Source organism: Roseburia sp. 1XD42-34, from assembly GCF_009917385.1.
In the GTDB taxonomy this organism is placed as follows: Bacteria; Bacillota; Bacilli; order Bacillales; family Amphibacillaceae; genus Virgibacillus.
Map to the genome: position 1 here is coordinate 13,719 of NZ_QWLJ01000008.1, position 12,174 is coordinate 25,892.

The following is a 12,174-nucleotide window of genomic DNA, read 5'->3' on the forward strand; positions in this document are numbered from 1 at the left end:
AGGAAGACCGACTGAATACGGGCTTGCCACCTGATATCAGCATACTCTTTTTGAATGACGTGATTCCTTTATTTTAGTTGGTCCGTTCCAGTTACTACATTGCTAAACGGTTGCTTACGCATTTCCATTAGGTATTTGTAAAGTGCACATGAAATAATTTTAGGACAATTCAAAATTGGATTACTTTTGCTTATAACTGGTATTGTACGTTTAACGTTGTTATAATCATCCATTATACTAGTTTTTTATCACTATAAAATGAATGATCATTCATTTTAAGCTAGAAGGTTGCGTGAATATATGAAAAACAGCTGGAGAATATTTTTTACAGATACAAAAAAGATAAGTAAGAACTGGGTAGCTGCCATCATTATTGGCGGGTTGATACTATTACCCTCTTTCTATGCTTGGTTTAACATTAAAGCCTCTTGGGATCCATATGGGCAAACCGACCAAATACCTGTTGGTGTGGTAAATGAGGATCAGGGCGCAACAGTGCGAGGACAGGATGTTAACGTTGGAAAAGATCTGGTGAAAACGTTAAAAGCAAATAAGGCGATGGATTGGCGATTCACTGATCGTAAAACAGCGATGGAAGAAGTAGAGTATGGCAATTATTTTGCTGTGATTGTGATTCCAAAAAACTTTTCACAGCGACTTGGAACTGTCATTGAAGATAATCCAGAAAAAGCAAATGTAGAATACTATGTGAATGAGAAAATTAATGCAATTGCCCCAAAGATTACGGAAAAAGGTGCTTCAGTCATTGTGGAGCAAATTAGCAGTCAGTTTATTTCTACTGTTAATGGAGTAATCTTTGATATATTTAATAAATTAGGGATTGAACTGGAGAAGGATCTCCCTGATATAAAACGGTTTGAAAATTATGTGTTTGAAATGGAAAAAAAACTACCAGAAATTAATGACCTACTAAACCAATCATTATCGGATGCAAATCAGGCACAAGACATCGTTAATAAGGCACAAAATTTAATACCTGATGCAAAAGAAATGACAGATAATGGATTAACTACGATTGATAATACGTCAGCCCTTTTAAAGAAAGCAGAAGATCGTTTGAACGAAATGGCTCCAAAAATTGAACAGGATTTACGTAAAGTGCAGGATATTGCGAATAAAGCAAACAATTTTATTCAAGATATTCAACAAGTCGATATTGATTTTAGTGATGGAAAAGAACTGGCTAATCAGATTAATCAACAGCTTGACGAAGGAGCTAACCGGGTTGGAGTTATAATTAATTTGTTAGAACAGTTAAAACAGCAAAACGAGCAATCCGCCAACGACCAAAGTAAAGAGCAAGGCGATTACCCAAGTATTGATAATCACCAGCTGGATCAAGTTATTGAAAGATTAACTACGTTACAAGAAGAATTAACCAACGTTAAAGAGACAAACAGAGAAGTTGTCCAGTTTATTGATACAAAACATGGAGATGTAGAGCAAACGATTGGTGAATTACAGCAATTAGCTGAAAATACGTCAACGAATATCGATGCCTTTGTAAAAGATTATAAAGAGTCGATTGAACCAACTGTTATGGCGGAAATTAGCCGAGCTAAAAACACACTTTCAAAGGCTCGGGGCATATTGGTAGAAATTCAAGAGATGATTCCAGAGGTAGAGCGAATTCTGGGAAGTACAGAAGGTAACTTAGGAGAAGGTGAAGATATACTTAAGCGTGCTCTGGGAGAGTTTCCTTATGTGAATAGTAAAGTTAAGGAGCTTGCAGATCGGATTCGCAGTATCCAAGGGGAGACAGATATTAACGAGATCATTAAACTGCTCCAAAATGATCCGGAAGCGGAGAAAGGTTTTTTTGCTGAACCCGTGAAGTTGAATCAGAATAAGTTATTTCCAATGGAGAATTATGGTACGGGAATGACCCCATTCTATACAGCGTTAGCTATATGGGTTGGCGGCTTGTTACTAATTTCTTTATTAGCAACTGACGTACAGGGATCAGTTAATTATACAGAAAGACAAATGTATTTCGGGCGTTTATTTACGTTTATGGGAATTGGCTTTTTACAAACAATCATTGTAACGGCAGGAGATCTATTCTTATTAGGTGTCGATGCTGCTGAACCTTATTGGTTTGTGCTGTTTGGTGTTTTTATCAGTATGATTTTTATGCTCATTATCTATACGGTTGTTTCTGTGTTTGGCGATGTGGGAAAGGCAATGGTGATTGTATTTCTTGTTTTGCAAATTGCTGGTTCAGGTGGGACGTATCCTGTTGTACTATTGCCAGAGTTTTTCCAAATGATCAATCCATTTCTTCCGTTTACGTATGCCATTGATCTGTTACGGGAATCGATAGGAGGTATTGTTTGGCAGCGTGCTAGCAAAGATATTTTTTATCTTTGTTCGTTCGGGCTTGCAGCCATCGTACTTGGAGCATTTTTAAAACCAGTTATCAACCGGCATACCAATAAACTAAAAGAAAAATCAAAAGAATCCGGGTTATTTCATTAAAAATGTTACCCAGAGGAGCTCCATTTAAAATATTTCTTATTTCAAATGGGGTTCCTTTTATGTGTATATCTTGGAGCAATATTTTGTAAATATATACCAGTAGCATGTTAGTTTCACATAAGACTTTTTCCCTATATAATGATTAGATAGAATGAAAAGGCGGGAAAAACGTTGAAGAAAAAGATAATTTTACGTATAGGTATTGGTATTATGGTGACACTTGTAATCATTGACATAATAGGAAGTTTTTATTTTTATCATTTAGCTATTTCCCGAAATGAGAAGGATTTTTTGCAAGATAATGAGGATCTTGAAGTTTCAGCAGAGGCACTGAATGAAATGCTAGATGGAAATTGGCGAGGTTGGGTACGGAAACAGAACTTTGAAACCTGGAAAATGACTTCGTTTGACGGTCTTAATTTACAAGGTTATTATTTACCTGCGAAACAAGAGACGAATAAAACAGTTATTTTTGCTCATGGCTATTTAGGGCGTGGCTTGGATATGGGGATGTTTGGGCAATATTATTATGAACAGCTAGGTTATAATATGTTTACGGCAGATTTAAGAGGCCATGGGGAAAGCGAAGGAGACTATATTGGATTTGGCTGGCATGATCGGATAGATTATGTCGATTGGATTAATCAAGTCATTGCAAAGCAAGGAAAGGACGCGGATATTGTTTTACACGGTGTATCAATGGGAGCTGCAACTGTATTAATGGCAAGTGGCGAGAAGCTCCCTGACAATGTCAAAGCAATTGTAGCAGATAGTCCTTATACGAGTGTTTATGACATGTTTGATTATCAAATGGGGCGAATGTTCCATTTGCCTGCGTTTCCACTTTTACCAAGCACAAGCCTCTTAGCTAAAATGCGCGCCGGATATGGCTTGCAGGAAGCTTCTGCAGTGAAGCAAGTCAAAAAAGCAGAAGTACCCATTTTATATATTCATGGAAATGCCGATACATTTGTTCCAACTCGAATGAGCGAGGAATTATATGAACAGACAAATAGTTCTAAAGAGTTAATTACGTTTGACGGAGCGGGGCATGGCGAGGCATTTGTGACCCATAAAGAAGAATATATAGAAAATTTAAATCGATTTTTAGAGACATATCTTCCACAATAGACCGTATTCCAACTCCTTATCCCCCATTGCTCGGTAAGATATCCGCCATTGGGGGTGTTGTTATTACGTCTCACATATAAATGCTGGAAGACTTCCACTTCAAAGAGTTGGAACATCGCAATAAGTTTAAGTGGAGTAAATGCCCTGTTTTGTAAGAAGTTATTTATCCGTACTCTTGGGTTATTAACATGCCGTGGGGATGAATAAAAACCCACGGATTGTTATGATCCCATTACAGTAGACAGAAAAAAAAAGCACATTATTCCTTCTACTACAGGGAGGAATTTTTACATGGGAAAAGGCCAGCTATAATGATTTGCTGGCCTTCTTTTATAAGATGAAAATGTATAAAATAAGGTGCTTAAGGATAAAGAAATAACCGAATAGCCACGCCCGGCGCACGAGCCCAGCAACGTTGCGATTTTAGAAATGTGCCTTCCTCTTAGAGGCCTCATCGGTTCGTCCTCTAAGAGGGAAGGCAGCCTAAAAACTGGATTTTAGCCCAGACGTGGGCGTACCCTTGTTTTAATGGCGTGATTCTTTTATCCCGTAAAAAGGCGTTGTATACTCCCACGGTCTAAGAATGGAAGATGTGAGTGGAACAAGTCGAAACGGGAGATAACAGCGCCTAACCGTAAACGACTTTAGGTCATACCCTTGGGCTACTAACCATCAGCGGGGATGAAGAAAACCCCACTGATTGACATTCATTTTATACATTTTTCATACATTAAAAAACGTGTGGTAGTAGTTTTTTTACTATGAATTGGATCATAAATGCATAAATATTAATTAAAATTTATAAATATACTTGAAATTAGGAAGAAGTATCTCTATAATATGGAATAATTAGAACTCCATCGTAGAGGTGAAAGAAAAAAATGGCAAAGGGACAGCTCGTTTTAGAGACAGGGGAAATATTTACCGGAGATTGGATTGGGTATATGGAGGAAGGTGTTGGAGAGCTTGTTTTTAATACAAGTATGACTGGTTATCAAGAAATGTTAACGGACCCTTCGTACGCTGGGCAAATTGTAACCTTAACATACCCTGTCGTTGGGAATTATGGAATGAATGTGAATGATTCCGAAAGTTACCGCTTACAAGTTGCAGGTGTTATTTTGAATGACGTCTGTGACGAACCGAGTCATTATCTACTGCAAACTACTTTTACGGAAGCATTAAAAAAGCATGCTATTCCTGGCTTGAAAAATGTGGATACGAGGGCACTCGTTGCTTTGATCAGGAAATATGGAACGGTAAAGGGGAGATTGGTGTTAGAGAAAGTTTTTCCAGATTACAAACATGAATTTACGGTGCCAAGTGTAAAGGAGTTAATCCAGGAAGTAGCAGTAAAGTCTCCAACCCAAATGGGCGAGGGGAACTATCATATTGTCCTTCTGGATTTTGGTTATAAAAAATCGATTGTAACAGCTCTGCTTGATCTAGGGTGTCAGGTAACGGTAGTTCCTTATCACTATACCGTAAAAGCAATTAAAGCATTACAGCCAGATGGTATCATGATAAGTAATGGTCCGGGCAACCCTAGCGAGCTTCAGATCTATTTTCCGCATATAAAAGCAATGACGGAGGCTTATCCAACATTAGGGATTTGCTTAGGACATCAGCTCATTGCTTTGGCACACGGTGCAGAAACCGAAAAATTGCCATTTGGACACCGTGGATCAAACCATCCGATAAAAGACGTGCAAACAGGTAAAATAAGTATGACTGCACAAAACCATGGCTATGTGGTAAAAAAAGAAAGTGTAAGTAGCGATGTTTTTCAGGTAATTTATGAACATGTCCATGACCAATCGGTTGAAGGGATGAAACACAAACACTTACCGATTACTACTGTTCAATTTCATCCAGAAGCTCACCCCGGACCAAGCGATACGGCACATATTTTGTCCGATTTTGTACAGCAAGTCAAACTGCTAAAGGAAGAATGCTTATGGGGAAAAGTTTAAGTAAAGTGCTGGTGATAGGTTCTGGACCAATCGTCATTGGGCAAGCTGCTGAATTTGATTATGCAGGAACACAAGCATGTTTAGCGCTGAAGGAAGAGGGAATCGAAGTTATTTTAGTAAATAATAACCCAGCAACCATCATGACGGATAAAGCGAGTGCTCATCGCGTTTATTTGGAAGCTGTAACGGTAGATAACTTGGAAAAGATTATTGCTAAGGAAAGGCCGGATGGGTTAATTGGTACACTTGGAGGACAGACCGGATTAAATATAACGATGGCACTACACGATAAAGGTATTCTTGCCAGGTATCATGTAAAAGTACTTGGAACGGAAGTAGAATCCATTCAAAAAGGAGAAAGCAGAGAAGCATTCCGCCAATTAATGCTCGATATGAATGAACCAGTTTCTCCGTCACAAGTAGTCGAAGATATTCAAGCAGGAACCGCATTTGCAAAGAAAATAGGTTTTCCTGTTATTCTACGTCCGGCATATACACTGGGAGGAGAGGGGGGAGGCTTTGCTTCCAATGAAACAGAACTTATAAAGCGATTAGAGAATGCTTTAGAGCTTAGTCCTATACGCCAAGTACTTGTAGAAAAAAGTATCAAAGGTTGGAAGGAAATTGAATACGAAGTCATGCGGGATGCAAGCGATACATGTGTGATTGTTTGTAATATGGAGAATTTGGATCCGGTTGGGGTACATACAGGCGATTCCATCGTAACGGCTCCTTCACAAACTTTAACAGATACACAGTATCAGATGTTGCGCACCGCTTCGCTAAAAGTGATTCGTGCATTGAAGATAATCGGAGGATGCAATATTCAGTTTGCTTTAGATCCAACATCAAATAACTATTACATTATTGAGGTGAACCCAAGAGTAAGTAGATCCTCAGCACTCGCATCCAAAGCGACAGGTTATCCGATAGCACGTGTGGCAACGAAATGTGCCCTTGGCTATCGTTTGGATGAAATTGTAAACCCGATTACAGAGACGACCTCGGCTGCGTTTGAACCTGCACTGGACTACGTTGTCGTAAAGCTGCCACGTTTTCCGTTTGATAAGTTTACGGAAGCTGACCGTACACTAGGGACGCAAATGAAAGCAACCGGGGAAGTGATGGCAATTGACCGCACATTCGAGGGCGCACTCAACAAAGCGGTCCGTTCATTAGAGATGAATGTAGAGGGCTTACATTTACCTGGATTCACCAACATATCGGATGTAGCTTTACGGAGATGGATAGAAGAGCCTAATGATGTGCGGCTATTTGCACTCACTGAAGCGATAAACCGTGACTGGTCTCTAGAAGAACTACATCTCATCACGAAAATCGATTCTTGGTTTTTAGCTAAAATGGAGCGAATTTTAGCTTTAGAAAAACGATTGGCAACCTATACCATCTCTAATATCCCGAAACCTTTATTACTACAAGCAAAACGGTTTAATATTAGTGATAAGCAGATTGCTAGGATAATAGGCACGAAGCCAAATGAATTAAGGAACAAATATAAGCGATTACAAATAAAACCTGTATATAAATTAGTGGACACCTGCGCTGGAGAATTTGCTGCTGCAACACCATATTATTATTCAACGTGGCATGGACAAGATGAAATGAGAGTAAACCACGGAAAGCGAAAGGTATTAATTCTTGGCTCTGGGCCGATACGGATTGGTCAAGGAGTCGAATTTGACTATTGCTCTGTACATGCTGCCTTAGCGGTGAAACAACTTGGATATGAAGCAATTATCGTCAATAATAACCCAGAAACGGTTAGCACTGATTATTCAGTTGCAGATAAGTTATATTTTGAACCATTAGCGCTAGAAGATATTCTACAAATTATTGCGAAAGAAAAGGTAGTAGGAGTACTTATTCAGTTTGGTGGCCAAACAGCAGTCAATCTGGTAACAGAACTCGAACAAGAGGGTATTCACGTTTATGGAACAACACCAAAACATATTGCTCAAATGGAGGAGAGGGACCAGTTTTATCAGTTATTGGATGAAGGTTCCATTCCACATATGAAGGGATATATGGTTCAGCATAGTGGGCAATTAGATGAAGCCTCGGAGCAACTTGGTTTTCCAGTATTAATTCGACCCTCTTATGTGATCGGAGGACAGTCCATGTTTATTACCTATAATAAGGAAGAACTTGAAAATTATGTCATGCGTATTCAAGCGGATACGAATGACGATTGCTGGCCGTTGTTAATTGATTCGTATCTTCCAGGTAAAGAATGTGAAGTGGATGTAATTAGTGACGGGAAAAACATCCTTATCCCAGGTATTTTGGAACATATTGAAAAGGCTGGTGTGCATTCAGGAGATAGCTTGGCGATCTTTCCACCTATTACTCTATCGGATACAGAAAAACAGCAGATCGTATCAATTGCTACCAAAATTGCTCGTTCCGTCCCAATTGTCGGCATGATGAATATTCAATTCATCTTATATGAAGAAGAAGTATATGTATTGGAAGTGAATCCGCGCGCTTCACGTACGGTTCCTATTATGAGTAAAATGACAGATCTACCCATGGTGAAGTGGGCTGTTCAAGTGCAGCTTGGATATGCTTTAGAGGAAATTACAACAGAAACGAATCTATGTCAAGAAACTCCATTTTTCACCGTAAAAGTACCAGTTTTTTCTGCTGGAAAGTTAAGAGGCGTTGATCATGTATTAGGTCCAGAAATGAAGTCTACGGGAGAATTCATTGCTATTTCTTATCAACAGGAAGAAGTGTTAACTAAAATTGCCGCTTTCTTTTTTGACCAAACAAAGACGTATAAAAATCTCACTATGCTCGTATCTATTGCAGATCGTATGAAGACAAGCAGTCTTAAAACGATTCAATCAGCCAGTGAAGCTGGTATTTCCTTACTGGCAACGAAAGGAACAGCTCGTTTTTTAAACGCAAAAGGTATTTCCGTTAAACGTGTGATCCATAACCGAGATGACCTTACAGATACTTTGGATTCATATCTGCCTGACATGATTCTGAACCTTCCAGAACAAGGTAGAAACGTGAACAGTTTTGGCTTTCATCTTCGAGAGTGGGCAGTTCGTTATCAAATTCCTTGCTTTACAAACTTGGAAACTTTTGAAGCAATCGTGTTAAAAACAATATCGGCGTGTGACAGTTTGCCAATATTGGCGTTGCAAGACTATCATGCAACACCATTCAAGAAAACTTAAACGAGCTGATCATTTTAATCCTATATAAGGTGCTGGTTCTGTAAGACTCCCGCTTCAAGAGCTGGATGATCTATACTGCAACAAGTCTAAGTGGAGATAACAGCACTTAAATCTCCTATTTCGTAAGAGGTCTTTAGCTCATACTCTTGAACTACTAACTACCAGTGGGGGATAAATGAACCCCCACTGATGATTGAAATGGTCGAGAGTTGATCGCAGCATCAGCTCTCGATTTAGTTAACGCATGTAACTGGCAGTATGATCTTTTCCTTCCGTACGCGGTGAATTCTAGGAAAAATAGCTGGAGATCCAACTGTAAAAGGGCCTGAACCATTAGTGGAAGGGGAAAGGACTCCCACTAATAAGAGATGTGGACTGTATGCCGATTATAGATAAGTATTAAACCACCTCATCATATGGTTTAAACGTTCGATTCGCATGTCAGGATTTCCGCTCCTGCTTAATTCGTGGTTTGCGTGCTGGAAGCGCACGAATTCCACCTCTTTTTTCAGGTGTTTTAAGGTAATAAACAACTGCTCGCCTTGCTCAATCGGACAACGATAGTCCAATTCACCATGTAGAATAAGCAAGGGTGTTTCGATTTCAGCAGCATATTTTAATGGCGAGAACTCCCAAAGTTTTGCTGGATCATCTAATAGGTTCACTCCATGCTCCCACTCGGTAAAGAAGAAGCCAATATCACTTACACCATAAAAGCTAAGCCAATTAGAGATAGAACGCTGGGTTACAGCCGCTTTAAAACGATTCGTATGACCAACAATCCAATTGGTCATAAATCCGCCATAACTCCCACCTGTAACGCCCAGACGTTGTTCATCAATAAAGCTATATTGATGGATAGCATAGTCTACAGCTGCCATGAGATCACGATAATCGCCACCCCCATAATCACCTCTGCATGCATTGACAAATGCCTGGCCGTATCCGTGACTCCCCCGTGGGTTAGTATACAAAACGACATAGCCTTTTGCTGCAAGGAGCTGCATTTCAAAGAAAAATGTCTGCCCATACATAGCATGGGGACCGCCGTGAATTTCTAAGATGGTTGGATATTTTTTCCCTTCTGTAAAGCCATATGGGCGTAACAGCCAACCTTGAACTTCCCAATTATCTTCCGTCTGGATCCGCAATTCTTCTGGTTCTTGAAGGTCTACTTCCCTAAGAAATGTACGATTATTATCGGTCAAGGGTTCAAGCGTGCCATCTTCCAGTAAGAGATAAAATTCACCTGGATTTGTCGGGCAACTTATCCCCAGGATGAAGGAATGACTGTATTGGTCATAGGAAAATCCAAAAATATGATTGTTTTGTTTATAAATGACTTCGTTACCACCATCAATAGAAGCTGCGTGAAGTTCTGTAGCCCCTTGATCTGTTGCAATAAAGAAAATCTTTGAACTATCTTCATTCCAAACAGGTCCTGATTCTGATTCGCCAAGCCGTGTATCACCGATCATGGCATCACCAAGCTCCACATCCCAGTCTTCGCTCAAGCAGGTTCTCTCTTTCGTTTTTATGTCAAATACGTAAAGCTCAGTAAGGGATGCCCCTTTATAGGCAAACTCATGTCCAAAGCTAGCGATTTTATTGCCATCTGGAGAAAAAACGGCTTTATCGTAAGTGCCTTTTCCATTTGTAAGCTTGCTCGTTGCTTTTGTCATTAAATGGAGACAGTAAAGATCATTATTTAATTCATAATCCGCATTATCGGTTAAATTAGCTGCGTATAGTAGCGTTGTCCCATCAGGGGAAATATCCTGAAGGACATGGTCAGCATCTGCGTCTGTTAGTTGGTTTAATGCTTCATCGTCGATTGTTAACATGATAATCTGGGCTCGCTTTTGATCATGAAAGCCTCTTGCATCAGATTTATATGTCATACGATTGACGATCAATGGTTGCTTTTGCTTCTGGTCTTTTTCTTTTTGCTCTTCCTCTTTGGTAGGCTCTTTTTGGTTATGTATATCATCGTCATGTTCGAGGAAAGCAGTAAAGAATACATGTTTCCCATCTTTAGACCAGATTGGATTTGTGGCGCCATGGCGAAACGTCGTCAATTGTTTTGCCTCACCACCGTCTGTATGGATTAACCATAGTTGTGGGCGTCCGCTTCTAGTAGATTGAAAGACAGCTCGCTTCCCATCAGGAGAAAACCGTAGATTGCTATTTTTAGATGCATGAAAAGTCCAAGGGGTAGCATGCTTATCTGTTAGACTTTGGTACATTAGCTGTGATTCATACTCATGTTGATCATTAATGGTTGTCACTGTGTACGTAAACGCCTGACCATCTGGTGTGAATTGTGGATCACTAGCGACGTGAAGTTGCAACATATCATCTACTTGCAGTGCTCGTTTAAGACTCATAGGAAAACCCTCCTTGATAAATATGTAATCATAGTTTAAACTATTTCGACACGCGAATCAATTAGGAAGTGAGAGATAATTTAGATTTTTCAATCGCTTGCAATTGCAATGGTTCATGTATCACAAATATTAGCTAAGTTTTTGGAGGAATTTTCGTAACTGGGTTCTGTTTTTGAAAACAAGCTGTCGTTTGTCTGGGTAATTCGCTAGGCGCTCGTAGATGTGTGGAGTTTTCTGTTTATTAAATTTGCGAATCCATTGAAAGAATTCCAAATCCAGTTTTTCCGGGCAGCCTTCCGTTAAGTCAGGACGTGTTCTTTTATGGTATTGCATTCTCCGCTTGGTAATTCCATACAAGCAACGAATGGTGGAAAAGTGTAAAAGGATGATAGTGTCAGCTTCTTTCAAACGTATATCCATCGATGCTCCGTAATTGCCGTCCATAATCCAAGCGTCTTTTTCCAACAGGAAATTATAAAATTTTGCAGCTGTGGATAAACTTACTAAGTTATTTAGCCACGTCCGGCTCCAGCACCCAGCAACTAGGCGACTTCACGTCGGCATACTCCTGTTGCAGGAGCATGATTCCTAAAACTTTAGTTGCTTCGTTCCAGTCGCTACGTTGCTAAACAAGCGCCTTGCGCCTTTGTTCTTTCTTTAATAAGTTTTTCCCGTTTTATCGGAACCCAGCCAGGTTGCCAAAAAATGGTGTCCATATGATAAACGGGTATACCTAAAAGGTCACTTAATTTCCTGGCTAATGTTGATTTTCTTGATCCAGGGCTGCCAATAATCACTATCTTTTTCACTATGCAGACCTCCTAGAGATAAAGTGGGGGAGATGTATATAAAAATAAAATTGGTTCTGATTTTGTTCTACTATCGGTAAGCATAAAAATTTGGGATTTATAGTAGAAGAAAAACTACGAATATCGAAAAAACTGATTTTAACAAAAAATGATGAAGGTAGACAGC

At 39.6% G+C, this 12,174-nt stretch carries 6 protein-coding genes; 4 read left to right on the plus strand and 2 right to left on the minus strand.

What is annotated here, in order from left to right; genetic code table 11:
- Nucleotides 1–300: 300 nt before the first annotated feature.
- The 4 genes from D1839_RS06225 to carB all read left to right on the plus strand — a co-directional run bounded on the left by D1839_RS06225 (nucleotide 301) and on the right by carB (nucleotide 8,812).
- Nucleotides 301–2,499 (plus strand): YhgE/Pip domain-containing protein, encoded by a 2,199-nt coding sequence (locus tag D1839_RS06225; RefSeq protein ID WP_120378702.1) that lies wholly within the window; start codon nucleotides 301–303, stop codon nucleotides 2,497–2,499.
- A gap of 171 nt (nucleotides 2,500–2,670) precedes the next feature.
- Nucleotides 2,671–3,630, plus strand: coding sequence for an alpha/beta hydrolase (locus D1839_RS06230; RefSeq protein ID WP_286164738.1), 960 nt, complete (start codon nucleotides 2,671–2,673; stop codon nucleotides 3,628–3,630).
- A gap of 881 nt (nucleotides 3,631–4,511) precedes the next feature.
- Complete coding sequence (locus D1839_RS06235) at nucleotides 4,512–5,603, plus strand: carbamoyl phosphate synthase small subunit (RefSeq protein ID WP_120378703.1); 1,092 nt, start codon at nucleotides 4,512–4,514, stop codon at nucleotides 5,601–5,603.
- A complete protein-coding gene (gene carB, locus D1839_RS06240; RefSeq protein ID WP_120378704.1) occupies nucleotides 5,582–8,812 on the plus strand; it encodes a carbamoyl-phosphate synthase (glutamine-hydrolyzing) large subunit in 3,231 nt (1,076 codons plus the stop codon). Before D1839_RS06235 ends, carB begins: the two co-directional genes overlap by 22 nt.
- Nucleotides 8,813–9,198: 386 nt before the next feature.
- Here the strand turns inward: carB and D1839_RS06245 are convergent, their stop codons facing one another.
- Together D1839_RS06245 and D1839_RS06250 are read right to left on the minus strand one after the other, a co-directional pair.
- The gene (locus tag D1839_RS06245; protein ID WP_120378705.1) at nucleotides 9,199–11,199 is read right to left on the minus strand and encodes a S9 family peptidase; all 2,001 of its coding nucleotides are present in this window, start codon (nucleotides 11,197–11,199) and stop codon (nucleotides 9,199–9,201) included.
- A gap of 617 nt (nucleotides 11,200–11,816) precedes the next feature.
- Nucleotides 11,817–12,008, minus strand: a complete 192-nt coding sequence (locus D1839_RS06250) for a hypothetical protein (protein ID WP_120378707.1) — start codon at nucleotides 12,006–12,008, stop codon at nucleotides 11,817–11,819.
- Nucleotides 12,009–12,174: the final 166 nt, after the last annotated feature.

Excerpts from the sequence above, each read along its gene's own strand:
- D1839_RS06225 (WP_120378702.1), top strand. The coding sequence starts at position 301 with ATGAAAAACAGCTGGAGAATATTTTTTACAGATACAAAAAAGATAAGT.
- D1839_RS06235 (WP_120378703.1), top strand. The coding sequence starts at position 4,512 with ATGGCAAAGGGACAGCTCGTTTTAGAGACAGGGGAAATATTTACCGGA.
- carB (WP_120378704.1), top strand. The coding sequence starts at position 5,582 with ATGCTTATGGGGAAAAGTTTAAGTAAAGTGCTGGTGATAGGTTCTGGA.
- D1839_RS06245 (WP_120378705.1), bottom strand. The coding sequence starts at position 11,199 with ATGAGTCTTAAACGAGCACTGCAAGTAGATGATATGTTGCAACTTCAC.